Raw genomic sequence first — 25,081 nt, 5'->3', positions numbered from 1 at the left:
CATTTGGGGGTGGGCGTCATCAGCCTACACTTGAACGGGCTGAAGGTCATGCTGCCGTCAAAAAGACGGCCGAGACGGTTGCGCCGTCCCGGCCGTGGAGGCTCGGGAGATTGGATCAATAGGCGTTGGCGAGTTCGGCGGCCGCGTTGGAGGCGTCGTAGAACTTGTCGTCGTTGATGATCATCGGGTCGATCTTTTCGCCCTTGGCGTAGCGCATCATCGTCTCAAACGCCTTCGGCCCGAAGCGCGGGTTGCACTCGACGACGGCTGCGATCTTGCCGTCGACAACCGCCTGCACGGCTTCCTTGCCGCCGTCGATCGACAGCACCAGGACGTCCTTGCCCGGCACCTTGCCGGCCGCTTCGAGTGCCGCGATCGCGCCGATCGCCATTTCGTCGTTGTGGGCGTAGATCACGTCCGCATCAGGATGGGCCTGGAGCAGGGCTTCTGCCACCTGGCGGCCTTTGTCACGGGCGAAATCGCCGGTCTGCGAGGCGACGATCTCGAAACCGCCGGCCGCCTTGATCGCCTCGTCAAAGCCCTTCTTGCGGTCGTTGGCGGGCGAGGACCCGGTCGTGCCTTCGAGTTCGATGATCTTCGACTTGCCGTTGGCGTTCTTTGCCAGCCATTCGGCAACGCGCTTGCCTTCTTCGACGAAGTTCGAGCCGATGAAGGTCAGATAGTCCTCGCCGGCCTTGGCCAACGACGGATCGACCGAGCGATCGAGCAGGATCACTGGAATGCCCGCCTTTTTCGCGGCCATGACGGCGGGGATCAGCGGCTTTTCTTCGCGCGGCGCGAGAAAGATCACATCGACGCCTTGAGCGATCATCGAGTTGACGTCGGCGACCTGCTTGGCGGCGGAACCGGCGGCATCCGTATAGACGAGCTGGAAGCCGAGCTTTTCCGCTTCGGCCTTCATGCTGTTCGTCTGGGCGATGCGCCAGGGATTGTTGGATTCGGTCTGCGCGAAGCCGACCTTGTATTTGTCCTTCTGCTCGAGCTTCGGCACTTCGGCGATCGCGACACCCGCAAGGGCGAGCGCGCCGACGGCCGTTGCCGCCAGCATGAAGGTACGACGGGAAATCGTGGTCATAATCGGGTTCTCCTCCCAGATTGGCCGGTGCTCCTCTACCGGACGTGAGCGTTTTTGCGCTTCACATCTCCAAATCTTGCGCTAATAATATTAGCAGTCAAGGCCAAAATTTATGAGCACTTGCAAAAGCCCGCGTGCGGTGCAATGCACGCTCAACTGCATGTTTCCTTTAATCGTCTCCGATTGAAGGGGAAAAACATGCGGAAATTCAAAGTGCTACAGCGACCTTTGCACGTCTCCTAGACGCGCGGTGCTGTAGGGTAGGGGAGCACACATGGCCAAGGGAAACGGGCGAAATCTGGAGAAAAAGGGGGAAGGACGCCCAACCATGACGGATGTCGCCAGGATAGCCGGCGTTTCCCAGTCAAGCGTTTCCCTGGTGCTGAACGAGATGTCGGGCTCGCGCATCTCGCCCGAAACGCAGCAGAAGGTGCGCGAGGCTGCTCATAAAATCGGTTATAAACTGCCAGCAACCCGAGGTCCGGTTGCAGCGGCGCCGGCGGTGGAAAAGGACACAATCGCCTTCATCGTCGATGAAATCTCCACCAGCCCGCACCCGGTCGTCAGCCTCGACGGCATTCGCGATTATGCTTTCGAGCAAGGCATGCTGGTCTCGGCGCATGTCACCCGATCGAATCCGGAACTCGAGGAAGCGGTTCTGCGGTCGGTCCTGCGCGACCCCTCCATCGCCGGCGTCATTTACGCGACGATCTTCACCCGCAAGGTTGCCGTTCCCGAGGCGTTGGCGCCGCTGCCGACCGTGCTTCTCAATTGTTACTGCGAGCCGCGCCAGCATGTGGCGATCGTGCCGGGGGAGGTCGCCGGCGGTTTCGCCGCCACAGCGCATCTGACGGCGCTCGGCCACAAGCGCATCGGCTTCATCAACGGCGAGTGCTGGATGGACGCCGCCATGGATAGGCTGAAAGGCTACAAGCAGGCGCTTGCCTCAGCCGACATCGCTTTCGACGAGACGCTGGTGCGCGATGGCGACTGGCTGCCGCTTCGCGGCTACGAGGCCGGGTTGGACCTGCTCTCCATGCCCAACCCGCCGACAGCCATTTTCTGCGGCAATGACCTGATGGCGATCGGCGTCATGGAGGCGGCGCAGGAGAAGGGCTTGCAGGTTCCCACCGATCTCTCGGTGATGGGCTATGACGACCAGGAACTGGCGCGCTACACCCATCCGCCGCTCTCGACCCTCGTGCTGCCGAACTATGAAATGGGCCAGAAGGCGGCCGAACTTCTGATCGACATGGCGATCCACGGAAAACACATGCGGCCCATGACAATAAAAGTCGACGGACCGCTGGTGGTTCGCGATACCACCGCTCTTCTGTCCGCAAACAGGGCTTCAAAGAGCGCTCGATAGGCGCCGCCAGCAGCGCCCCTCTCTTGCCCCGCCGTGGCGCGCGCGAGGCCGTGACGCAGACGCCGGTAATCTAGATACTTCGGATCCCTTGCTCAGCGTGTGTCATCAGCACGACCGACATCAAAACGCTCGTTTGTACACAACGGTTACGTGTGTTATCCGGCCGCGGTGATTTTCGGCGGTCCGAGAGTCTGCGTCCAGCAGACTGCACTCGCGGTAATGGGATTGGTTGTCGATGTTTGAGAAGGAAGCCTACTGGGTTTCGTGGTTGCGCTGGCATCTCTATCGAAAGCGCAGGGGCAAGGAGGGAGATGCCTTCAAGGGTGCCTTGCTGAAAATGCGGACGGCCGTGCGCAGACTGCCAAGGGGTGCACTGGTGCTTGATTGCGGCGCCAACGTGGGTGACGTCAGCGGCTATTTCCTGGCCAAGGGAATGAAGGTAATCGCGTTTGAGCCGGACCCGACTGCACTTGCGGTCCTCAAAGCGCGCTTCCCGAACGAGCCGCGACTGGTCATCGAGCAGAAGGCTGTCGGGGCGGCCGCCGGCTTTGCGCCATTCTATCAGACCGAGGCGCTTGCCGATGGCAACATCAAGGAGACGATTGCCTCCTCCTTGATGCGTCGCGACGTTCACACGACGGCACCCGTTGCTCAGGTGGAGATCGCCAACCTGGCTGAATACATTCGTGGTTTGCCGGAGCGCGTGCGCATCCTCAAACTCGACATTGAAGGTTACGAGGCTGAAGTCCTCGAAGCCCTGCTCGCGGAACGCCTCGAGCGTCAGATCGACTTGATCCTGGTGGAAACCCATGAATTCTTCTCGGAAGAGCTAGCCGCCCGGATCGGTGCGCTGCGCTTGCGGATCGAACGGGAGAAGATCACGAACGTCTGCCTGGATTGGCACTAGAGCAGGCGGATCGTCGCTCTCACCTGGTTGCGCTTGGGTACTTGGTGGCGATCTTGCAACATCCATGGCAACCAGGAGGCAGGTGCTTCCGGTCGAAGTCCCGCGCGAACGTCGAGTCTTGGTTTGAGGGGCGAAGCCGGGGGCTCGTTTCTCGTCGTCATGCTCCGCGCAGTTAGGTACATAGTCGCGCTCGGCCGGCGCGTCGAAGGGGCACGGCTTTGACCAGTGAGTCGAGAGGCGAGACTGTCGCATCTCTAACTGGCCCAACTGTCGCATTATTAAATAGCCATGGTGGTTCCAGATTGAATGCAACGATCGCGAGAAACCTACATGCTTTGACCCTTCATAGCCAACAGGTACTGGCTGAAGATCTCCTTCGGCGTCTGGAACCCCAGGCACTTGCGCGGGGTGGTGTTGAGACGGTCGCACAATGCTCGGATCTCCCGATTGGTCACATCCAGGACGACGGTCTCTGCCGGCAGGTAACGCCGAACACGCTTGTTGGTGTTCTCGACCGTGCCTTTCTGCCAGGGCGCTTGTGGGTCGCACAACCAGACCGATGTTCCCATGCCCTTTTCCAGCTCGCGCCACGAGACGAATTCCAAACCGCGATCGAACGTCAGACTTTGCCGTGCTGGCGCTGGTAGGGCGCCGAGATGGCTGATCAGCTGCCCCATGATCGGCTTCGAACGCCTGTCATTGTTCCGAAACAGAACCGTGTAGCGGCTCTTGCGCTCCACGACAGTGGCCACGTTGGCCGATCCATGTTCCTTCCTGAAGATCATCAGATCCGCCTCCCAATGACCAAAATCGCTGCGGGAGTTGATGCTGTCTGGCCGATGACGGATGGCACATTCAATTGGAAAGACGAGCCTTCTCCGCTTTCGCGCATATCGGGGGCGTCGCTTGCGTCGTCGTTCCGGCAAGTGACGTCCCAGCTGCTGATCCTGACCTTCGGGAGAGTAAACGTACTGATAGATCGTCTCATGGCTCAGTCGCGCCGAGGACCCGCTGATGAGCCTCAGGCGACCTGAAATCTGTTCAGGTGACCACCCATCCTTCAAACGATCGATGACCGCGGCGCAAAGCGTTGGTGTGAAGCAGGACATTTGTATAAATTGGGGAACTAAATACGGTGCGCCTTTCATCAATCGGCTCTACGCGATGGTTACCCGCAACATCACACCACCTTTCACATTTACTTGTTTCACCGACAGCCGTGCGGGACTTAACTCGGAAATATTGTGCGAAGACCTGCCGCCTCTCGAAATTGAGAACATGCCCATCAATACCAAGGGTATCTGGCCAAAGGCTCGGCTCTGGGGACCAGCGCTCGGCAGCCTGAAGGGACCGGTGCTTTTTCTCGACCTCGATCTAGTAATCGTGTCGTCGCTTGATCCCTTCTTTGAGGTCGGCGGGGCAGACGATGTGGTGATGACGAGAAATCAAACGACGCCGTTTGAGCGTCTTGGCCAGACGTCGCTCTTCCGATTTCCCGTTGGCAAACTCCCACCGCTTCAGGAAAAGTTTCGAGCCTACCCGCAGGGCGTTGCCGACGAGTACCGCTATCGCTGGGGTCTTCGATCCGCAAAAAAGGAAGAAGAAGGGCGCGTTTCGATACCTGCGGCACTATATACGCCCGACGCCCTGGGTTGCCGAGCATTGGCGCGAGTAGTCCTGAAGCTTCGCGGTTAAAGCGTATCTCGATTCGTTTCGGCTCGGATGACCGAGGCAATTCGACTCGCTTCGTGTAGGGTGTAGGAGGAGTTCTTGCCGTCAAATTCCCCTGGTCAGGTGCAGGTTGTTTTGAAGGTCCCGATGGTAGCGGCCGATACCGGATCACCGTCTTCTCGGCGTAGGCATGAATCTCGCCAGGGCGGCCGACCGCAGTAGAGAGGATGGAGTATTGTTGTTGTCGAAGCGGGCCGTGCAGGCTTTTGGCACCGGGGCCGGAACGCAGCGGAAACCAATGATATCCATGGCTCGACGCGGTTGGGGGCTGTTCATGCCTAAGTTCTTTCGCGTATAAAGGTGTGAAGAAAAACGGTTCTGGATTTACGGTTCATGCGATACCCCTTTAGCGAAGATTTCTCATTCCCTCGCCGATCGCTAAACCAGAAAATCGGGACATACTTTGAAAACTGGCGTATATCTCGCCGCGAGCGCAGGGAAAAGAAGCCCCCAACCATTTCTCCACTTCGCGATGTTCCGGGTTTGGCGCAACCGGATTTGCCGCTCGTTTTCATCACGCGAAACGAAATCGCGATCCTTCCGGTGTTTCTCCGGCACTATCGGAAATTAGGCATCACCCGGTTCATTTGCATCGATGACGAATCGAGTGATGGCTCTCGCGAATATCTTCTTCAACAAAAAGATGTAGATGTCTGGACGTCACCAATACGGTTTGCGGAGGCGAGAAGAGGTCGCGCTTGGCGAGAGGCACTATTCGAGTACTACGGATACGATCGTTGGTATGTAAATGTAGATACAGACGAGTTCCTGATCTATGATCAGTGCCCAAGCGAAACTCTCAGGGACTTGATACGCATCCTCGAGGGGCGCGGAATCTCACGCCTTCCCGCTCCTATGCTTGACTTCTATCCGTCCGGAGAGACGCCCCAGCATTCGGAGGAGATGCCTTGGAAGACGATCAACCATTTCGACGGCCAAGGCTACGAGGTAGCCTTCGGAAAGCGGGGTATAAGTATCAAGGGCGGTCCGAGAAGACGCCTTTTCGCCGAAAACAACGAACTCATTAAATATCCACTCATTTATTGGGAGAGAAACTGTTTCTTTGGAAGCAGCCTCCACCAGCCGCTACCGTACCAGCACAACTTCTCCCCCATCTGGGGTGCTTTGTTGCACTTCAAGTTCTTCGCAAACTACAGAGAGAAAATAAATGAAGCAATCGTTGATCAACAACACTTCAATGCGTCGCAACATTACCGCGCAATGAAGGACGAAGTAGATCGGTCCGGCTCAATTGCTTTCATGTACGAGAACTCTTTAAAATTCACTCAGCCTACACAATTGGTCGAACTCGGATTTATACCATCGATCACATTTGACCTAGACGATAGGCGACTCGCTCCTTTCAGAGAATGGACGCCGCATCCTGATAGGCTATAAGAGCCCGCGACGGCGAGTATTCAACTCCTCGACGGGAATCCGATTATGCATCGGCTGCAGTCCGCGACGGATTTGAGAGAGACGCGCAACCATAGCGTTCCGCACCGTCATCCCATCTATTGAATTCAATTGAGATGTCGGCGTTACCTCCGACACGTATCGGCACGATTAAGCGCCGGAGGCGTTCTGCTATCCGCGGCCCTGACCGCAGGGATACCATGACACTTCAGCCCAAGATATGGAAAGACCCATCTGACGATAGACGTTGCTTCCTGGCCGCATTTGCCCGGCATTCATCCAAACGGAACGATGATCCACTTGGAGCCAACGCATTTCGCGAGGAAAGTCGGAATGCCAGCAATCTGCTGACCAAATCGCATCATTTCACGATAAGTTTTCTTCCCGAACGATAGCTTTTCTCTTTTAATCTGTTTCTTTCGCTCGCTAAGTTTTAACCTTATGGTGCTCTGTAATGCTATGGATTCATCCTCGATCTTGACACTCTGTACACAGAGAGCGGGGACGATCTGATGTACATTACATTTTACCATCACCGGCGACAGCGGCTCAAACATAAAATGATCTACAGCGCATGACAGCTCCTTCTCGGATAGATCAAGTAATGCTTGAGCAGAATGCTTGGATATAATGTAGCCGCCGGTACCCAGATGCGCACTTGTTAACCGGTGGACTGTATGCCGTCCAAGTCGAACACGGGATAGTCGGCTGACAAAGGTACGCTGCTTGAACGTCTCGATCTTCAGGAGGCCGACCCGTTTTGGCAGCCACTCACCTGACGTAAGGAACTGGCCAGCATCGTCTGCCAGGAACACATCGTCCTCAAACACAGCGCCGAACTCGTCAGAACCACTGGCGATAATACCCCAGCATTTCCGGTGGCTCATGAAGCACGCGATTTCAGATTTGCCCATACGCTTCCAAAGGTTTGATGGCGGCTGCAAAGTCAAGAAGTGATCTGGCAGTTGCTTGCCATCGACAGCTTCAACTCTCTCGAATACTGCGCCAACGCGCTTGAATTGCGCAGACATGTGCGCAAGCCTATCAGGCGAACGATGCAGGTTGATTACGAGACAACGCATAAGTCTACATCGATTCAAGTCAAGCTGGGAAGAAACGGCGAGTTGTCATCGGTATCCTGTGGTTGCCACGACGCAAGACAAACCCCCTTCTCGGACAGCTTAACCCTCAAGTCGTTCGCTATAGAGAGCTTTCTGTCCTCAAAATCGGGAACACCAAAATTTAGAGTTGAGTGTTTAATTCTCCTAAATCTAGAGAATGATACTGTAGGAATGCCAATTTCATCAATAATTTTCGTCCGATACTCGCTAACGCCCGAATATACGACGGGGATACCGAGCGCAAAACACGGCATCGCGCAATGAATTCGCGATGTTATTACGCTGCGCGCATTCGAGCGATAGTATGTCAGGAGGTCTTTGGCGAGTTGGTTTTTTGCCGCATGACCAGCGTATCCGATGCTAGGCATATGAGTAATTTGCCGGTACTGTTTGCGTTCCACGCGATCAAAAAATAAAGTGCTGACATCAACAAGGCAATCTGCTGTAGCTTTCAGTGATCTCGGCCGCGTGGGAAATGTCATGGTCGCACAACCACTGACATACGCTTCGACGCCCCACCCCCGGATGATTTCGGCGGTACCTTTATCGCGACAGCCAATTGGCTCAAAGCGTTTGAAGTATTCTTTGTGGCGCGAGTAGGCGTCTGCCGCCTTTTCCGTCAAATGAAATCCAAAGAATATGGGAATAATCTTGTCTGAAGGGGGCCAATTTTGTGGTTCGTGACTGAACCACCCGTTCATAACGACAACGCACGGCTCTCCATCGTACTGGCTCAAGAAGTCTCGGTTTACGATCGAATATTGTTGGCCAATATGCTGCGCGACAGCAAGCGTTTGAATGTTGTCACCGATATTATCGGTGTTCAAATATCCCAAAACGGCAACTTTCATCGATTTTCTCGCTCGCACAGTCTGCACGGTGCCTTTTACAAGCCAAATGAAGACGCAGCAACTGCGTTTTTGCCAACCGTGATTTAGAATTGGCTTTAGAAGTGCGTCGTCAGAGACCGACCATCCAAATCACACCCATCTGCTTGTCTTCGAGACCGATGACGACCGGCTTGCCGCGGGTAGTCGGTCCCGGCTCCCGGCCGCCGCTATGCTGAACTTCCTGCGGCGAGCCTTCTAACGTCTCAAGCCATGATTTCGGCAGCGATGCATTCACCGATGGGCGGTGGTTCCGTATTCTGGCTATTCTCGATGGCCTTACTCGGGAATATCTTGCGCTGGTCATCGACACATCTCTTTCGCGGCTTGTGGGATTTCGTTCCGTTCTGTCGCCGTGGTCAAGGTCGGCCTTCGGGCCCAAGCCCCAAGGGACGATTGTTTCTGGGCATTTGGTCATCTCTCCAATCTCCTCGGCGCGAGCCAGTTATTTTTCTCGAAATGCCTGTTACCGGTCGGTTGGGCGCCCACCTGTCGAGCGAGACGGCGGCCAAGCCGGCATCGATGAGGCCATGACAGGTTGGGACCGCTGTCCGGGTGGCCTTGAATACTTCCCCTATTTTGGCCCAAAACGAGGCCAGATAGATCTCGCTCCGGCAAAGTCGAGCCGTTACCCTTACAATGACACGGATGTCGGTGGGATTGCGCTGTGGGTCGCAAAAGGCGAATATATCAGAGCTTGGGAGATACTTTTCGGCCACGATGTGCGTCTTATCCATCCTTCCTATGTTTGGCCGTTCGTGAGCGCGGGATGCCGTTTTCGGCCCCGGTATCCCCACCGGGGCCGCTTCTTTACGTGGCAGAAATTTGCCCCATTATTAATGCGGAATAGCCGTTTGGTTGGTGAGTATGGTGGGCCCGGCAGGACTCGAACCTGCGACCAATCGGTTATGAGCGGACGGCTCTAACCATTGATCCACGGGCCCCACATGAACGTGTCTAAGGGCAGCGAACCACTTGATCAAGTTCATGTCGGGTTGAAATCTTCGCCGCCGGAATGACGGACAAGCTTTGGCCCGCAGTCGCCCTTTTGCCTGCTGCGAGCTCCACTTCCAGCGGGGGTAGGCGGAGCCCGGCTGATCCTTGGGTCATGGATCGCAGCGTGAGCGAACGTCTACAACGTCGATTTGTTCCGCCGCCAAGCCCGATAGGCAATTGCCTGCAAAGCCCGGTTCGCTGCGTCTCTTCTCAAGCTCTCGAAATGCGGCGTGGTTCGACACGACGGACTGGTGCGCCGCATTGGCTCTACTGTTTGCGTGTTGGAAACAAGTCGGAGAGGAAGAGGGAAAAACTGATGGCAGACGAGAACATTATAGAAAGCGTCGAGACGAGGACCCCGACAGAAGTTGCGCCGAGACCGCTCCGGCGGCAGATGTTTTCAAGGCGGGGAGGGGACGCCGGAAGGATACGGCGAAGCCGGCCGACGAGGTTGACTCGGTCGAGACAGTCGGCAAGGTCAAGGCAAAGAAAGCTGCCAAGAGCACAAAAACCCGAGCTCCGAAGAAAACCACCGCAGCGACAACTCCGACCCTCGACGACATTGCGGACCTGCTGCAGCTCGAACAAGAGAATGCGCGCCTGCGCAAGCGTCTTGGTCTTGATCCTCAGTGCGGGCCGATCGGAGTTCGCGAGCGACCTCCTCCCTACATTTTGGTGGCAGATTGGCCTCGCCATGAGTGCCGGTGCGATCGGTTGAGCGGAGGGCGCACGATGAGGTCACCCTGGAAATATTTGGTCGGATTAGCGTCCCGAGGCCGGACGCCCCAGGAGGCACCTGAGCGTCCGTTAGAAGGCGAGGCATCGGAACCATCGCTGACTGCGAACGAAGAGACGGGGGCGCCCGTCGATCCGCAAAGTAAAGAAGCAGACCCGGTGCTCCAAACCGCGGACGAGCTGGAAGCCTCCACCGAACACCCTATTGGCGCAGTTGAGGAAACCCACTAGGTCGCGGTGACACCTCCAAAAGAGCCCGCGCGTGATGAGGATCATGCGGAATGGCCCGTTCTATCGCGGCCGGGAAAACGGCAGCGGCGCGTCAGGAAGACAAGCGCCAAGTCGGCTGCGGCGGTCGAAGACATCTAGCCCCAGGAGACGCGAGCCGATACCCTGCCGCCGCCGACGTTGTCCGAGGAAAATGCAGTCCTGGATGAAGAGGTTCGGGAGTTGAGACGACAGCTTGCAGAAAAGCTGCTTTTGCAGAACGAGCAGCTTGAAAAATTGCTGAAGCGGTTTGATGCATCGTGAACTGAGAGGCTGCGGGGCCTGTTCGAGATAGAATGGCAGCTAGCCGACGCTCGACCCGTCTTCGTTGTTCACCTGATCGACCAGTCGATCAGGGCGTCGTCCTGCTCGCCGGCTGTCATTTCGCGGAATTCCCAGTGACCTTTATGCCAGCGCCGCCAGTAAAACATCCCGTCCCTGCCGTGTTGGTGCCATGCGGTCCAACCAAGTACTCCCATCACAAAGTCCCGAACAATGGCACGCCTGGTGGCCACAGCTCAGGCCTCAGCAATTACGGTGTCGTCGCGGATCAGCCTCGCCAACTCGTCTGCGTCGGTCACGCCAAACTCATACCAGCAGATCAGCGATTTGGCGGTTCGGCCGCCTTCCTGACTATCGGCACGATGGCCGCGCTCATCGCACCAATCTCGCAAAATTCGACGAAGCACGACAATCGTTTCTGAAGTCACCGCCGATTTTGGCCAATCCGTCTTCCACATTGTCACCGCCCCCTCTGAACAACTAACCGTATTCGAACTTTGGCCAGACTCACAAGGTGTGAAATCAAGAGATATCTGATGTTAAGCGCACCGGTCCGACGAAGTGCTATGCACTGCCCCTCAATGCGCTTGAAAATTGAGGAATTGCGCGGCAATAACACCAGCACTTTCTCATCCTTAACTTGTGCTTTGCGAAAGTGCAATTTCAAGTTTAGGGTTGCAATTACTTGGCTTGAAATCAATAAAATTTTAAGGCGTTTGCCTAATCAATTGGGGTTACTCTAAATTGTTGCTAGGTTTCTCGCGATCGTTGCATTCAATCTGGAACCACCATTATTAACTATTCTCTTTTCCCCATCCTAACGTTGTCGTCACCGGATGCCTGCGACGCCCCGATATCGGCAAGCAAGGACTGAGACCTACCCGCTCATAAAAAACGGTAATCGCACTCAACCCGCCGTTTTCTCAGGCTTGTTCCCCGAATCGGGTCAAAATCGTGACCCGCACTGAACGCACTTTAAAGCGCAGCAGACTGATCCCGGCCTGTGCTTTGTGGCGTCAACCGTTTCGGCGGTATGGTCGCCCTTGCAGATTTTGGGAACGGTCAGATGGCGAGAGAAGAATTGTTTGGAGCGTTCATCGGATGGGTAAAGCGCGGAGCGGCTACGTTGCGCCTTGTACCGCATGCGTCATTGAAAACCGATCAGTTCGAGATCCAGGGTGCAACCGCGGACGACGTTGTTCGGATGCTGCGGGAACTGAAGCGGTTCAAGAATTCGCCGTCATCGCGATGACAATGGAATCCGCCAAAAAGGAGATCCTAACTGAAGTGCAACCTGCCGGTTTTCAGGGTAGGGGTTCAGCCTCCCTGTTGCAAATGTGCCCGGAACACTTCGGCGGGTGTTCTGTAGTCGAGGCACTTTCTCGGCTGGTCGTTGAGATGGCGAGCAAGCTGGATGAGCTTGCGTTGCGACACGCCTGCAAGGTCGGTATCGCCTGGCATGTATCGACGGATGCGCTTGTTGATGTTTTCCACGGCACCTTTCTGCCACGGCGCGCTGGGGTCACAAAACCAGCTCCGCGCGCCGATGCCATCTTCCAAAGCCCTGAAGCCGGCAAACTCCGTGCCGCGATCAAAGGTGAAACTCTGCCGGGCAAAGGCTGGCAAGGGAGAGAACGTTTCGATGATGTTGTCCATGATCGGCCGCGAGTGGCGGCTCTGGTTCTTGATCATGACGGTGTAGCGGCTCTTGCGCTCGATCAGTGAGGTTAGGTTGGCGTTGCCCAAATCACGTTGGAAGATCAACAAGTCGCGTTCCCAATGCCCAAACTGCGAACGATCACCAATGAAATCAGGACGTTGCGATATCCTGCAGTCAGCAGGGAAAGTGCCGTCGCCCGGCTTCCTCGAGCCGCGGGGGGCGGCGTTTGCGGCGGCCTTCCGACAGATGCTGATAGAGCTCCAGCGCCTTCAGCTGCTCGATCACTAGTTCGCGCAATTGTGGGTGACGACGGTCTCTGCCGGCAGGTAACGCCGAACACGCTTGTTGGTGTTCTCGACCGTGCCTTTCTGCCAGGGCGCTTGTGGGTCGCACAACCAGACCGATGTTCCCATGCCCTTTTCCAGCTCGCGCCACGAGACGAATTCCAAACCGCGATCGAACGTCAGACTTTGCCGTGCTGGCGCTGGTAGGGCGCCGAGATGGCTGATCAGCTGCCCCATGATCGGCTTCGAACGCCTGTCATTGTTCCGAAACAGAACCGTGTAGCGGCTCTTGCGCTCCACGACAGTGGCCACGTTGGCCGATCCATGTTCCTTCCTGAAGATCATCAGATCCGCTCATGGCTCAGTCGCGCCGAGGATCCGCTGATGAGCCTCAGGCGACCTGAAATCTGTTCAGGTGACCACCCATCCTTCAAACGATCGATGACCGCGGCGCAAAGCTGCGGGTCGCGCAGAAGCTTCCGGTAGCGCCGACGCCGGTCCTCAGCCATCTGTTGAGCCGTCACGTGCCAATGACCCTCGGCAATGGGGACTTCACGGTCGTGCCAGAAATTCCGTCGTAGCTCGCGGCAGATGGTCGAACGGTCGCGACGAAGCGTCCGCGCGATCTCCGCCTGGCTGATCTTTTTCTCATGCATCCGCGCAATGACGCGGCGTTCATCCATACTCAACTGCACAAAAGAGCGGGCCACATCCATCCTCCTGAAACGATGGCCAATTTGCCTCCGTTGCATTTGAAAATGGAATCCGCCCGGCCACATACAAAGATCACATAATCTGAATTATGGAACTGAAAGTGATGTATCAAATATGCCATCTAACGCATTGACCGAAATTCACTTCCTCGCGTTAGCTGATTGAACTAGCAACTCCCCATTTCGAGTATACGTCTTGCGTCGCTCGATTTCGACCGCACCCTCGATGTGGCCATGGCAGAACCCATCGTGAGGACGCCTGAGCCACTTCGAGCGTTGTTCTACGCCCTTGCATACGGCTTGAGGAGACGCGAGTGGCAGCCGCTTGTTCAAGCGTCGCGAGGCAGGACAGAGAGCACGCGCGCAATGAAGGCTGCAAACTCTTCCATGTAGCCACGGAGAAACTGCTCGGTCGTTTGCACCGTCACTTCTCCTTCGTCGGAAATCAGCCCCGGAGTGAATTGAATGTAGGCTTCTGGGGCGTTCATCTGCGGTGAATTGCAAAAGCTAAGAACACTGCGCAGTCCTTGTTGCGCTACCGCGGTTCCGATCGAGCCCGGCGATGTCCCGATGACAGCCGAAGGCTTGCGTGTGAAGGAGTTCTTTCCGTAGGGGCGACTCGCCCAGTCAATGGCGTTTTTTAGGCCACCCGGGATTGAACGGTTGTATTCCGGGGTTACAAAGAGAATGGCGTCGACCCCAGCCAACTCTTCTTTGAAAGCTCTCGCGACCGGCGGAAAATCGGCATCATAGTCATGGCTATAGAGCGGGAGTTCCCTGAACGATATTTCTGTCATTTCAAGGTGTGCAGGAGCCAACCTCACCAGTGCACGGGCGAGCTTGCGATTTATGGAGTCTTTGGCGAGACTACCAATCAAGTATCCGACCTTATGCGTTTGCATAATAATTCTCCCGATACCGTGACCTGTGGCGTGGACTGCAACGACAATGTAGCGCGTCGCGCCGTGACTGTCATGTTTCCAAGTCGCTGCAAACCCGATCTCAGAACTCTCTCAACGCGCCAATGCCGGCAGAACTGCAGCTTTCATCCGGAGCCGGTCGCCGCGGCGATCGGCATCGTATCCGGCGGATGCGGAAGGAAGAATGGCTACCTTTGAAAGAAGAACATCGTGCAAACGATAACAACTGAACGACTGATATTGCGCCAATGGCGCGAGGACAATTTTGAGGCCTTCGCTCGATTCTGGGGGGACCCCGTCACCACCGCCTTCGTCGGGGGCCCGATCAAGCGTGAGGATGCCTGGCGAAGGATGTTGTCGTTCATCGGTCATTGGCACTTGCGCGACTTTGGCTTTTTCGTTGTCGAGGATAGTAAAACAGGTGAAATGGCGGGCTACTGCGGAGCGCAGCTTCCTTTGGACAAGCTTGAACCTGAATTGGGATGGGGCATTTACCCCCAGTTCCAGGGGCGAGGCTATGCTACCGAGGCGATGCATGCCGTTCTCGACTTCGCAGCCAGCAAACTTGGCTGGAGGACGGCAATAAGCCTGATCACTGATGACAATTTGGCTTCCCAAGCGGTCGCGAGAAAACTTGGAGGCGCGCTTGAGCGACACGTGGATATCAGTGGCATGCGCTACGGCGTATACCGGCACGTCTTTGGAGATTCGTCGATTTAGCCGTTCAAGGGATCCTCATCTGGTTCGGATACCTACAGCGTGGGTACGCCGGCAGCATCGCGCGTTGGCTCCGGCATTGCCGGAAGCAGGAGCAGGAGGGCCACCGACAGGAGGTGAATAGCACAGGCGACGAACGCGAGCGCCGCGAGCCCGGCTGCGATGATTGGCGCGGCGATGACGGTTCCAAGCGTGGTGATCATGAAGATGGAAAAGACGATCAGCGCCGATCCGCGCGCATTATTGGCACCCGAAGCAAGAATGCCGCGATAGAAGCCAATGGGGCCGCGAAGACCCAAGCCAATCGCCATGGGCGTAAACAATAGAGGCAACATCAGCGTGTTGGTACCGCCCATGAGACCGTAGGCGAACAGCGCAAGGGCACTCAAGGCAGCCATGACGGTGCCGGTCAGGATGACGTTTTCAGCGCCAAAACGTTCGGCAATCCGGGCGGTCAGATTGGCGACGATGATGAACCCGGAAATGTTGATGACCTGCATGATGATGAAGTCGTTCAGAGAGCCGCCCATCGACGCGACGATGACTGTCGGCGCGCCGAAGACGAAGGTGAGCAGTCCGCCGAGCGTCAGGGCCTGGCTGAGCGCGTATCGCATGAAGACGCGATCCGTGAGCAGTTGCCCATAAGTACCGAGCGTGTCGGAGGGTTCTTCCTCACGGGGCAGCCCAAGCACAAGTATGAGGACCGCAGCGAGCATCGTCAAAACACCCAGCAGCTCGAATGACGATTGCCATCCGAAATGCGAAAGCAGCAGCACGCCGAAGATCGGCGCAAGCGCCGGCACCAGCGATTCCACGCTGCCGAGAAACCCGATGGCGCGCACCGCCGCCTTGTCGCTGAACAGCTGCCGGATCAACCCTGGGCCAAAGACCGGAGCCGCCGCAGACGCCACGCCTTGAACGAACCTCAGCGCGATAAGTGCCGTGATATTTGGCGAGAAGGCACAGGCGAGCGAGGCGGCTGCAAATCCGGCGAGCGAAGAGAAAAGCAGCGCCTTGCGCGAAAAGTGGTCCGCCAGGCGCCCATAAAGAAGCAGGCCGAGACCGCCGCCGCCGACATAGGCGGCAAGCACCAGCTGCGCGGTCGCCCGGTCAGTGCCGAAGATTTCAGGCAATTGCGGAACGGCCGGCAAGACGAGGTCGGTCCCTGCCAGCGATAGCGTTGCACAGATGATGAGAAGTGAAAACGTGATGGCGCGATGCGAATTTGTCATTGTCCGGAGTGCTCTTGGCGGATCTATCGTGACCGATGGGATGTGAGCGCAGACGCCCTGCCCGCCGAATTTTTTGGTACGGCGGTTTCGGGGCAACTGGCCGTCATGGCAGGCTAGCAGGGGCAGAACAGCTCGGACAACGAATGAAATATTCGCGTCTCAGATGGGATCGATACTGGTTACCAGGCGGCCGACGCGCCCGTCGGAAATGCCTATTCGTTCCCATCGGATGATGCTCGGGGGGATCGGCATATCGGGGTCGTCGCTGCCGCCGGTCGTGAACTGGACCGCTCCCGACCAGACCTCTTCAAACCAGCCAAGTTCTTGCAGTTGAAGTTCTCTCTCGATGATTTCCGCCGTCGCGTATCGCCATAGCGAGACGCCGAAAAAGGACGCGGCAGAGATCCGCCACTGGGCTTGCCTGGCCGGTGAGACGCTCAAAAGCGCATGGGTGTCGTCGCAAACAAGGTGAACCGGAAACGGCGCCGTTTCGATGAGCCGACGCAATGTCAGGTCTATCCCGACGCTCTCATGCCGCTCGAGCAGCGTCTCGACCCGGGCCCGGGCCTTTGCTGAAGGCTCATGCTGGCCGGCTTCCCATCGCGATAGCAGACCCTGCGATACGCCAAGATCCGCCGCCAACGTTTCCTGCTTGATCTGCCTGAGCCTGCGGAAGCGTCGAAGCCGGCATCCGAGCGGCAAAGCGCTAACCTTCAGATCAAGCTCCATAGCTTCCTCGCGACAATAGCCCTCCCCCGTTGAATAGCAGGGACGCTTGGTCGGTTGTCAACAGACACCTGACGCCAGCGTCTAGCTCGATGTTGGGACGGTGGCATCTTCGACGCTCACTTTCGCCTGACGTCGAGGCCCAACGCATCGGCGATGATGATCGCGTCCTTGAGACGGACGCTTTCCGGAGCAATGGGCGATGACGTCATCCGGCTGTCGGGAATGAAAGCGGTTGGTCGGCACGTTGCTCCATGGGAGATCACGGCGTTACGGGCCGCGCCATTGTCAAAGCGCAAGCCCTTGCAATCCGAACAATCGGACAGAGCTTGGACCTGAAGGGCAGAGAGTTGGCTTGATGGAAGGAGAGCTTTCTCGACGAGGGTCGCATAGCCAACATTCTCGTGGCGGCTTGGCGACGTTCGGCGCCACTACGGCCGAAGATCAGGCGATGGGCCCCTCATGCTTGTCAAAATCGCCTGAGCGGGCCCACCCCCTGTCAGAGTTCGCACAGCTGCCGGCAGTGCAGTTACAGCGCCGCCGGAGCGGCTTCAGCGCGGTGCAACCGCGCCCGCATAAAAACCGCCGTCGCCACCATAGTAATCCTGTCTGACACTGGTCGCACCGCCGCCGGTCTGGGAGCATCCGGCAAGCGCGGAGAGTACGAGCAAGAATGTGGCAATACGCATTGAGTTTGATCCTTTCTTGGCTGTCACACACATAGTCACAGGCAAACGCCCAGACAACCCGGCGATGACACGACTTTCAACCCATCCCTGTATCCGAACGATCACGATACTGAAACAAAGGCGCACATCCTCTCTCTCGGCGCGCCCTACGCCGGCAAACTTCTTGAGCTACAAGATTTAAGAGAGAAACGATCGCAGCCAACACCACGATCGCCGAAGCGCTCGCGCAAATGGATTGGCTGGCACGCAAGACGCTGTTTGCCGAGGACGCCGAGGGCCACCCCAAGAGGTCGGCCGAGCGGGTGCAATCGTCACGCGTCGTCTGGTTCAACTAACGACCAGTACCGCCAAGACTGCTTGACGTCACGGTCATCGACCTCGCGTGCGCGTCTGATCAGACGCGCAATCGGAGGCGACTCAAGGAGACAGGCAGTAGCCGCCTGCGTCGTCGCGCTTAGGCCGCTTCGAGAGCGTTGCGGGCTGACCCTTTCGTCTCGATCAGCGTGCGCGCGACGATGTCGTGGTTGAGCCACAGGACAGGGCCCGATGGCGCCGAGCTCTCACCAAAGATGAGCTGCCCAACCGCTTCGACCACCAGCCGGCTCAAGAGATCGGAGATCAGCGCCTTGCCGTCCCGGTGCATCGCCGTGATTTCGCTCGACGTACCGATCGTCAGGTCGGACTGTCCCGGATTATTCGGCATTGGCCAGGACGAAAAGTCGTAGAACGGCCGCATCACTTCGCTCGTCTGCATATCGGAAATCTTCCGCAAGACGTCATCGACGGTGAAGCCATCTGCCAACAAATCCTGGCAGGCCTGCCATTGCTGCGCGACCCATTCGCCACCGCCCTCTTTTTTCAGCGCGAGCAGAAGCGGAATGAGGGGCAGCTCGATGCCGGCGAACACGTCGGACGAATTGGTGCGGATCTCAGGGCAATTGTAGACCGTCGCCTTAATGCCCTTGTTCCAGGCTTCCTCAGCGATGCGCTCCAGGCGCATCTTGGCGTAGCCCTGCGTGTAATTGGTATAGGTCTGCCAGCGGTACTCGTTAGCAACGAGAATGCCCGTACCGTGGTAGCCAAACGCCGAATAACGAACCTGGCCACCGGAAGCTTCGATGCGCGCCCGGATGGCTGTGCTCAGATCGATCAGGTGTCGGAACGTGTTGGCCGAAACCTCGTCGAAATTCTGAAGAATGAGCTTGCCCAAATCGCTGTCGAGCAGCGTTTGCGACGACATGTGGCGCGCGCCACGTCCCTTGTAGACGCGATTGGCGATGACCATGAACACCTTGGCCTTCGGGATGCCACCGGCCATGGTGTGCGCGAAGAAGACATTCCTGCCATCAGCGATCATGCCATCGAGGATCCCCATGACTTCAGAAAGGGCATTCTTGAACCGTTCGACGCCGACGTTTCGGCATTTCTCGATGTGCGACCAGTCGAGCTTCTCGTCTTGCCACGTCTCGAGCGTCATCTTCGCGAGAAGGTCGGTCGGAGTGGGCTCGCCTTCAGGCGCGTCAAGATCGAAACCGGCCATGATCGGCACGTTGAGGATCTTGCCTCCGAGCCGGGCTTCAGCCGCCGCAAGTTCCTCGTCGTTCAGTGGCCGCAGAACATTGGCTTCGTCTCGTCTGCCAACCGTGATCCCGACAATTTCCATGCCGGCCTTCTTGGCCTGGTCGACCAGATGGGTGGCATAACCCCGATCGAACAGCTCACCAAACAGAACGAAAACATCGCCTGGACGGAAAATGTTCGTCCGCGGGAAGTGCGTCAGAGGGTTCGGTTTCTTCATACTGCCGGTTCTCTCAAAGCTGGTCGCGGAGCAACCAAACAAACTACGTGATGAACCACTGCACTGATTGGCGGCAAGTGGGAAGTGACAATAAGTATCGTTACAATTCAAACCGTGAGCGGAACGGAACGGCAGTGGCGTCCATTCCAGCCCCGCAGCGATCCGGAATGGTGAACTTTCCGCGTGACCGTTCACCGCTTCGACTCACCGCTTCGACGTGATTTCTGCCGGCCCCGGATCCTGTCGTGGCCCGGCTGAACGTGGCCTTCGAAACCAAACATATACTCCTGGGCGCACGCTACTTTTCAATCCGCAGTACGATGAGGTCAGACTGTTTGACTGATGATACGGGATGAAGGCCCGGCCCAGCACTGCCTGTCATGATGGCATCGAACAACGGCATCTTCTCGCTTCCCACGAGCCCTAACGGCGCCCGACAAACGGCCAGATAGTCGAACCCGGCTAAAAGAGCATTCCGCTCATTGTTGCTACTCGACATAAAGGCCCGAAGAACCCGTCCGATGGCTGGCGCGGCCCGGTGAAAGGGAACGCTCGACACCGTAAGGCTGTCCTGCGACCTACGGGCAATCTCAAGCCCCAGTGCCGGCGGCGTCATCACTTGTCCAGGTGGAAGGGTAGCAAGCAGCGAGAAATCCGCCCCCTTGCAATCATTCCAGAGCAGGTGGTCAAAAGCATCCGTAGTCTTACGCTCAAAAGGCACGACGAAGTAGAATGAGGTGGCCATCACAACAGCCATCCCGCCAAACGCAGCCAACCGCCTAACCGCCACCTGGCTGTCTTCGCGAATTACCGACGCCGCAGCCGGCAGCAACAACGGAACGACGGCAGCAGAGAAGCGCAAATACCGGTTGGAGACCAACGCGGTCAGGAGGAGCGCTACGGCGACAGCATGGATGATAGCGAATTGCGGATTTGCCGTTCGGGGGGCGTTCAACGCGCGCTGCAAGCTAACAGCCAGGACGCAGCTGAAAATACCCAGTAGAGCAAGTGAGCCGTAGTCCCCTGTTCGGAAAAACTCCAGGGCACTCTTTTCCTGGTCGATGCGATCAAACCAATATATCCGGGCCAGATCGTCGATGGCTGCATATGGGCCGGCCAAAAGCTGTGGATAGGCGAACAACAGCACAGCCGATAGCATCGAACCGGCGGTAGCCAAAAGTCCAAACTTGAACGCCGCGCTCGAAGCCTCCGGCACCAGCCATAAGGTCACGGTTGCGATCGCTCCAAAGCCAAGCAGTGCGAATGCAAATGGTGCGGAGAAAGCATCGTTCTCCACACGCCAGAACCCGGAAGGACCGATTACCAAAAAGGTCAGGATGGGTACCGCAACCAGGCATGTGATGGCGGTTGAGGCAAGCATCGTTCGGGTGCCGTCCAAACCCGCGGCCCACGCTAGTGCCAAGGCTCCCAACACCAGCGCGATAACAGGCAACGTCTCCAGGCCTACCAAGAGCGAGATCGTCGCTGAAATCGCGACGACCGCCCCGCCTATGCGATCGAACCTGCCAACCCCGTATATCAACGTAAGCAACAGCACCATCTGCAAGTTATGGTGGTCAATGCGGCCAGGGCTAAATTCCCAGATCGCGAAGGCCATAAGGACGAGGACGGCGCATAGCATTCCGGGCGAAAGCTCACCTTCTCGTGGCGCTATCCGGCTCAAAACCCCAACAACCCCAATGGTGAAAAAGACTGCCATTACGGCTGGCCAAACCTGGAAGGCCACCGCGAGCGCGTCTTCCGCTCCCAAGGCGGACTGAAGAGAGAAAGCTATGAGCATGTAGGGAAGGTCAACTATTCGCGACCAAGGCGAAATATACGGCTCGGGCATCAGGATCCGCGGTATTGCCGGCCTAAGCCACCCGCCATCCTCAAGGAATGCCTTGATTTGCAGACCCCGCAAACTGTCGTCGATGTCAGCGTTGTGAATACGCTCACCGGACAAATCGAACCCGATGAGTAGGCCGACGATAAAGATGCAGATCAGCCAATACCCCGTTGCCGACCAGCGTTCATCAACTCGCGCGACACTTGTCTCGCCGACAACTAAACTCATGGCAGATGAAACTCGTGTGAAGCGCCCAAACTCACCCGAGATTGCCTACACCTACTCTCTTAATAAGTGTGTAATTCTAGGTTGCGTGCGAAACTCTGCCTCAAGGGCAACCTTGCTTAACTCGGTCTGCGATGCGGGCCCAAAGACTTCACAATCGACATTCACTGCGTCGGTCATCGTTCGGTATTCTCGAGAGAAAAGCGCAATTGGTTTGCCTCAGCAATGCGTAACACTGATCTCAGCCGATGCGGGTGGGAACGCAAACCATTCCCTGATGTTTTCGCGAGTTAGGTTTGTCCCACGGCCGATTATTCACACTCGACATTCTCGAGCGGTTCCTGTGAGAATTGCCTGGACTTTCGCAATGCAGCATATATCTGCCATCGCTAATGCCGACGGTGTTTCAGGAGACCTTATGCCCAATGCTCACAGCGAAGCTGTCGGACCTCGATCGGGAACGCAGAGCTTTCTCGTTCTACTGCTTGGATGCATCGGCGTTGTCTATGGCGATATCGGAACAAGTCCGCTCTACGCTTTTCGGGAGGCCCTTCGTCCCTTCTTGAACGACGGGGCGCAGCCTGACGAAGTCATCGGTCTCATTTCCCTGATGGTTTGGACGTTGACGTGTATCGTGACGTTCAAATACGTGCTTTTCCTCCTACGCGCCGACAATGACGGTGAAGGTGGAACATTGTCGCTTCTCGCGCTCTTGATGAAGAAGACCGGCAGTTTCATGCCCGTGTTGTTTTTCGCGGGCCTAATCGGGGCGGCCCTGTTTATCGGGGATGCCATGATCACCCCTGCCCTCTCGGTCATGTCGGCGCTCGAAGGCATGAAACTCGTCACACCAGCCTTTTCGGACTACGTGCTTCCCCTTGCTGCGGTCATTATGGTTGCATTGTTTGCCGTGCAGTCCAAGGGTACGGAAGCGGTCGCAAGGTTTTTCGGGCCAATCACGGTTGTGTGGTTCCTCGCGATGGCGTGGGGCGGTCTCATCCACATCGGCGACGACTGGACCATCCTGCAGGCTCTGAACCCGATCAACGCCCTGTGGTTCATCACGCATGCAGGCTGGGCAGGTCTGATCGTGCTTGGCGCCGTCTTCCTGACGGTCACGGGAGCCGAGGCCCTTTATGCAGATCTCGGCCACTTCGGGAGGAAACCGATCAGCACTGCATGGTTTATCCTTGTATTCCCCGCATTGGCGCTGAACTACCTCGGCCAAGGCGCGCTCGTGCTGAGCCACCCAGACGCGGTCAACAACCCATTCTATCTTCTCTATCCAGACTGGGCGCTGCTGCCGATGGTCATTCTCGCGACCATGGCGACAATCATCGCTAGCCAAGCTGTCATCACGGGAGCGTTTTCTCTCGCTCGCCAGGCGGTCCATTTGGGCTTTCTTCCTCGACTGCTGATCAAATTTACGTCCGAAACCAACACCGGCCAGATCTATGTCCCTGCCGTAAATGCGCTGCTGTTCGTCGGGGTCATCGTGCTGATTTTCTCGTTCGGGGACTCAGAGTCTCTCGCGACCGCGTATGGAATCTCGGTCACAGGCGCGATGGTTGTGACAACAGTGATGGCGTTCCAGTTTCTCCGCTCCGTCTGGGGATACTCAACCGTTCTGGCTGCACTGCTTCTAGCGCCATTGCTCGTCATCGAGAGCGTCTTCTTGCTTGCCAATCTGTTCAAGATTCATGATGGCGGCTGGGTGCCGGTGGCATTGGCACTGACAATCATGGTGGTGATGTGGACTTGGACGCGGGGATCCGCAATGCTGCGCGAAAAGACCGCGCGCAACGATATCCCGCTGGAAACCTTCATCCGCTCGATAGAGAAGTCCACGCATGCGCCCCAGACCGTTCGAGGGACGGCAATCTTTCTAACCAGCGTCGGCGATAAGACACCCGCCGTTCTCCTCCACAACATCAAACACAATCATGTCCTGCACGAACGCAATGTTATTTTGACGGTTCGCACATCCGAGCATCCGTATGTCGCGCAGGAAGACCGCGTCTCAATGACCGAACTGTCAGACAGGTTTACAAGGCTCGAGCTTTGCTTCGGCTTCATGGACGAACCGAACGTCTCGAAGGCGCTGTCACTGTGCAAGAAGGCAGGTTTCAAGTTCGAAATCATGCAGACCTCTTTCTACCTCGGGCGCAGGACCCTTATTGGTGACCCGAACTCAGGTCTGCCCGGCTGGCAAGACAAGCTCTACATTGCACTTGCAGGTCTCGGCATCGATCCATCGTCCTATTTCAAGCTGCCAGCCAATCGCGTGGTCGAGATTGGCGAGCAAGTCACGATCTAACCTTAGGTCAGATGCTTCACGCTGCGATATCAACTCCCGGAACTTCAAAAAATGCCAGTCGTCGCCTCCTACATGTATCGTTCGGGCAAGCGCGCCGAAGAAATCCCGCTTGCCGCCAAACCATTCGAAGCATCAGGTGGCGACTTCGCCTGGATCGGTTTGACTGAACCGACAAAGCAGGAAATGGCCGACCTTCAGGCCATGTTCGCTCTTCACCCACTTGCCGTCGAAGACGCCCTCAACGGCAATCAGGTGCCGAAGGTGGACATCTACGGCGACCAGTTGTTCGTGATCGTCAAGACGGCCCACCTTGAGGGTGACAAGATCACCTACGGCGAAACCTGCATTTTCGTGGGGAAGCACCACCTGATTTCTGTTCGCCACGGATCTGCCCGCTCCCACAAGGAACTGCGCCAACACCTGGAACAGTCGCCCCAGCTTCTTGAGCACGGACCGGACTATGTCCTGCACGGCATCATCGACTTCGTTGTCGACGGCTATTTGCCGGTGGTCGAAACGCTTGAGGACAAAGTTCTGGAGCTCGAGAAACACGTACTTGTGTCCTTCCTGCAGCCCGAGCAGATCAGGCGCATCTTCCGGATGCGCCGTCACGTCATTCGCTTCCAGCGGGTGCTCGGGCCGATGGGAGAGGTGGCGGGCAAGCTAACTCATCTCGAGCTGCCCTGTATCGACGACAATGCCAAGCCATTCTTCAAAGACGTTCTTGACCATGTCAGACGTGTGGAAGGCCTGGTAGGCGGCCTTCGCGAGATAATGACGTCCGTGTTCGAGGCCTCCAATCTCCTGGAGCAGCAACGACAGGGCACCATCACACGGCAGCTTGCAGCCTGGGCCGCAATTCTTGCCGTACCGACAGCCATTGCCGGAATCTACGGGATGAACTTCGAACACATGCCTGAACTGGCAACCCGTTACGGCTACTTTGCCGTCCTCGGTGTCATTGCGACGCTCTGCTCTATTCTCTACTGGCGGTTCAAAAGGTCCGGATGGCTGTAGCCAGCGGAAATATCTTTCCGTGGGTTTCGTTTGGTGTCGACACCGCGGCATTGCAGCATGCTATCGGGTAAAAGCTCTGTGTGATGGTATCTCCTGGTGCTCTCGGGCAATCCGGCCTTACCTCCAG

At 57.0% G+C, this 25,081-nt stretch carries 19 protein-coding genes, 1 tRNA gene and 3 pseudogenes; 7 read left to right on the top strand and 16 right to left on the bottom strand.

All coding sequences use genetic code 11. From position 1 onward, the window contains the following. Nucleotides 1-115: 115 nt before the first annotated feature. On the bottom strand, nucleotides 116-1,096 hold the full coding sequence (locus tag IB262_RS24250; RefSeq protein WP_034803383.1) for an ABC transporter substrate-binding protein: 981 nt from the start codon (nucleotides 1,094-1,096) through the stop codon (nucleotides 116-118). 274 nt (nucleotides 1,097-1,370) lie between these two features. On the opposite strand from IB262_RS24250, the gene IB262_RS24245 reads away from it, so the two are divergent. Further along, complete coding sequence (locus IB262_RS24245) at nucleotides 1,371-2,465, top strand: LacI family DNA-binding transcriptional regulator (RefSeq protein WP_162728923.1); 1,095 nt, start codon at nucleotides 1,371-1,373, stop codon at nucleotides 2,463-2,465. Between the two features lie 235 nt (nucleotides 2,466-2,700). Next, on the top strand, nucleotides 2,701-3,372 hold the full coding sequence (locus IB262_RS24240; RefSeq protein ID WP_112977290.1) for an FkbM family methyltransferase: 672 nt from the start codon (nucleotides 2,701-2,703) through the stop codon (nucleotides 3,370-3,372). Nucleotides 3,373-3,698: 326 nt separating this feature from the next. On the opposite strand, the gene IB262_RS24235 is transcribed toward IB262_RS24240, so the two are convergent. Then, nucleotides 3,699-4,481, bottom strand: coding sequence for an IS30 family transposase (locus IB262_RS24235; protein ID WP_162728922.1), 783 nt, complete (start codon nucleotides 4,479-4,481; stop codon nucleotides 3,699-3,701). Between IB262_RS24235 and IB262_RS24230 the strand changes: the two are divergent. Continuing rightward, nucleotides 4,444-5,047, top strand: a pseudogene (locus tag IB262_RS24230) (hypothetical protein). The gene IB262_RS24235 and the pseudogene IB262_RS24230 overlap by 38 nt on opposite strands. 389 nt (nucleotides 5,048-5,436) lie before the next feature. Further along, nucleotides 5,437-6,501, top strand: coding sequence for a glycosyltransferase family 2 protein (locus tag IB262_RS24225; protein WP_112977289.1), 1,065 nt, complete (start codon nucleotides 5,437-5,439; stop codon nucleotides 6,499-6,501). A gap of 293 nt (nucleotides 6,502-6,794) precedes the next feature. Here IB262_RS24225 and IB262_RS24220 read toward each other — a convergent pair whose 3' ends face one another. Both IB262_RS24220 and IB262_RS24215 read right to left on the bottom strand, forming a co-directional pair. Continuing rightward, a complete protein-coding gene (locus tag IB262_RS24220) occupies nucleotides 6,795-7,601 on the bottom strand; it encodes a glycosyltransferase family 25 protein (protein ID WP_112977288.1) in 807 nt (268 codons plus the stop codon). Nucleotides 7,602-7,615: 14 nt separating this feature from the next. Beyond that, on the bottom strand, nucleotides 7,616-8,491 hold the full coding sequence (locus tag IB262_RS24215) for a polysaccharide pyruvyl transferase family protein (protein ID WP_112977287.1): 876 nt from the start codon (nucleotides 8,489-8,491) through the stop codon (nucleotides 7,616-7,618). 245 nt (nucleotides 8,492-8,736) lie between these two features. On the opposite strand from IB262_RS24215, the pseudogene IB262_RS24210 reads away from it, so the two are divergent. After that, nucleotides 8,737-8,850: pseudogene (locus tag IB262_RS24210) on the top strand (IS3 family transposase); the annotation flags it as partial. Nucleotides 8,851-9,395: 545 nt separating this feature from the next. Here IB262_RS24210 and IB262_RS24205 read toward each other — a convergent pair. From IB262_RS24205 to IB262_RS24150, 12 genes and pseudogenes are all read right to left on the bottom strand, one after another. Further along, nucleotides 9,396-9,471, bottom strand: a tRNA-Ile gene (locus tag IB262_RS24205). A gap of 1,572 nt (nucleotides 9,472-11,043) precedes the next feature. Beyond that, entirely contained in the window at nucleotides 11,044-11,265 is a 222-nt protein-coding gene (locus IB262_RS24200) for a hypothetical protein (protein WP_112977284.1), read from the bottom strand. Nucleotides 11,266-12,124: 859 nt separating this feature from the next. Beyond that, a pseudogene (locus IB262_RS24195) lies at nucleotides 12,125-12,725 on the bottom strand (IS30 family transposase); the annotation flags it as partial. Between the two features lie 26 nt (nucleotides 12,726-12,751). Next, nucleotides 12,752-13,096: an IS30 family transposase gene (locus IB262_RS24190; RefSeq protein ID WP_192493908.1), complete on the bottom strand. Its 345-nt coding sequence runs from the start codon at nucleotides 13,094-13,096 to the stop codon at nucleotides 12,752-12,754. After that, nucleotides 13,096-13,461: a helix-turn-helix domain-containing protein gene (locus IB262_RS24185; RefSeq protein WP_192357783.1), complete on the bottom strand. Its 366-nt coding sequence runs from the start codon at nucleotides 13,459-13,461 to the stop codon at nucleotides 13,096-13,098. Before IB262_RS24185 ends, IB262_RS24190 begins: the two co-directional genes overlap by 1 nt. A gap of 332 nt (nucleotides 13,462-13,793) precedes the next feature. Next, the gene (locus tag IB262_RS24180) at nucleotides 13,794-14,366 is read right to left on the bottom strand and encodes an NADPH-dependent FMN reductase (RefSeq protein WP_112975595.1); all 573 of its coding nucleotides are present in this window, start codon (nucleotides 14,364-14,366) and stop codon (nucleotides 13,794-13,796) included. A gap of 111 nt (nucleotides 14,367-14,477) precedes the next feature. Beyond that, a complete protein-coding gene (locus IB262_RS36015) occupies nucleotides 14,478-15,041 on the bottom strand; it encodes a hypothetical protein (protein WP_246802700.1) in 564 nt (187 codons plus the stop codon). Nucleotides 15,042-15,136: 95 nt separating this feature from the next. Further along, entirely contained in the window at nucleotides 15,137-16,333 is a 1,197-nt protein-coding gene (locus IB262_RS24170) for an MFS transporter (RefSeq protein WP_192493907.1), read from the bottom strand. A 159-nt stretch (nucleotides 16,334-16,492) separates the two neighbouring features. Beyond that, on the bottom strand, nucleotides 16,493-17,062 hold the full coding sequence (locus IB262_RS24165; protein WP_051659347.1) for a helix-turn-helix transcriptional regulator: 570 nt from the start codon (nucleotides 17,060-17,062) through the stop codon (nucleotides 16,493-16,495). Between the two features lie 548 nt (nucleotides 17,063-17,610). Further along, nucleotides 17,611-17,748, bottom strand: coding sequence for a hypothetical protein (locus IB262_RS24160; protein ID WP_167550732.1), 138 nt, complete (start codon nucleotides 17,746-17,748; stop codon nucleotides 17,611-17,613). A gap of 454 nt (nucleotides 17,749-18,202) precedes the next feature. Continuing rightward, nucleotides 18,203-19,546: a hypothetical protein gene (locus IB262_RS24155; protein WP_192493919.1), complete on the bottom strand. Its 1,344-nt coding sequence runs from the start codon at nucleotides 19,544-19,546 to the stop codon at nucleotides 18,203-18,205. A 298-nt stretch (nucleotides 19,547-19,844) separates the two neighbouring features. Further along, nucleotides 19,845-21,623, bottom strand: coding sequence for a hypothetical protein (locus tag IB262_RS24150; protein WP_112975592.1), 1,779 nt, complete (start codon nucleotides 21,621-21,623; stop codon nucleotides 19,845-19,847). Between the two features lie 415 nt (nucleotides 21,624-22,038). Between IB262_RS24150 and IB262_RS24145 the strand changes: the two genes are divergently transcribed. Both IB262_RS24145 and IB262_RS24140 read left to right on the top strand, forming a co-directional pair. After that, nucleotides 22,039-23,937, top strand: coding sequence for a potassium transporter Kup (locus tag IB262_RS24145; RefSeq protein WP_034796384.1), 1,899 nt, complete (start codon nucleotides 22,039-22,041; stop codon nucleotides 23,935-23,937). A gap of 51 nt (nucleotides 23,938-23,988) precedes the next feature. Then, on the top strand, nucleotides 23,989-24,954 hold the full coding sequence (locus IB262_RS24140) for a magnesium and cobalt transport protein CorA (protein WP_060580704.1): 966 nt from the start codon (nucleotides 23,989-23,991) through the stop codon (nucleotides 24,952-24,954). Nucleotides 24,955-25,081: the final 127 nt, after the last annotated feature.

The organism is Ensifer sp. ENS02 (assembly GCF_014851885.1).
Classification (GTDB): domain Bacteria; phylum Pseudomonadota; class Alphaproteobacteria; order Rhizobiales; family Rhizobiaceae; genus Ensifer; species Ensifer adhaerens.
This window is presented reverse-complemented; position numbering and strand designations above follow the sequence as displayed.

Bases quoted from the DNA above. Each gene is read 5' to 3' on its own strand.
- IB262_RS24180 (WP_112975595.1), bottom strand. From the start codon at position 14,366: ATGCAAACGCATAAGGTCGGATACTTGATTGGTAGTCTCGCCAAAGAC.
- IB262_RS24215 (WP_112977287.1), bottom strand. From the start codon at position 8,491: ATGAAAGTTGCCGTTTTGGGATATTTGAACACCGATAATATCGGTGAC.
- IB262_RS24155 (WP_192493919.1), bottom strand. From the start codon at position 19,546: ATGAAGAAACCGAACCCTCTGACGCACTTCCCGCGGACGAACATTTTC.
- IB262_RS24145 (WP_034796384.1), top strand. From the start codon at position 22,039: ATGCCCAATGCTCACAGCGAAGCTGTCGGACCTCGATCGGGAACGCAG.
- IB262_RS24165 (WP_051659347.1), bottom strand. From the start codon at position 17,062: ATGGAGCTTGATCTGAAGGTTAGCGCTTTGCCGCTCGGATGCCGGCTT.
- IB262_RS24140 (WP_060580704.1), top strand. From the start codon at position 23,989: ATGCCAGTCGTCGCCTCCTACATGTATCGTTCGGGCAAGCGCGCCGAA.
- IB262_RS24250 (WP_034803383.1), bottom strand. From the start codon at position 1,096: ATGACCACGATTTCCCGTCGTACCTTCATGCTGGCGGCAACGGCCGTC.
- IB262_RS24150 (WP_112975592.1), bottom strand. From the start codon at position 21,623: ATGAGTTTAGTTGTCGGCGAGACAAGTGTCGCGCGAGTTGATGAACGC.
- IB262_RS24170 (WP_192493907.1), bottom strand. From the start codon at position 16,333: ATGACAAATTCGCATCGCGCCATCACGTTTTCACTTCTCATCATCTGT.
- IB262_RS24200 (WP_112977284.1), bottom strand. From the start codon at position 11,265: ATGTGGAAGACGGATTGGCCAAAATCGGCGGTGACTTCAGAAACGATT.
- IB262_RS24240 (WP_112977290.1), top strand. From the start codon at position 2,701: ATGTTTGAGAAGGAAGCCTACTGGGTTTCGTGGTTGCGCTGGCATCTC.
- IB262_RS24220 (WP_112977288.1), bottom strand. From the start codon at position 7,601: ATGCGTTGTCTCGTAATCAACCTGCATCGTTCGCCTGATAGGCTTGCG.
- IB262_RS24245 (WP_162728923.1), top strand. From the start codon at position 1,371: ATGGCCAAGGGAAACGGGCGAAATCTGGAGAAAAAGGGGGAAGGACGC.
- IB262_RS24225 (WP_112977289.1), top strand. From the start codon at position 5,437: ATGCGATACCCCTTTAGCGAAGATTTCTCATTCCCTCGCCGATCGCTA.
- IB262_RS24235 (WP_162728922.1), bottom strand. From the start codon at position 4,481: ATGTCCTGCTTCACACCAACGCTTTGCGCCGCGGTCATCGATCGTTTG.
- IB262_RS24160 (WP_167550732.1), bottom strand. From the start codon at position 17,748: ATGCGTATTGCCACATTCTTGCTCGTACTCTCCGCGCTTGCCGGATGC.
- IB262_RS24190 (WP_192493908.1), bottom strand. From the start codon at position 13,096: ATGATCTTCAGGAAGGAACATGGATCGGCCAACGTGGCCACTGTCGTG.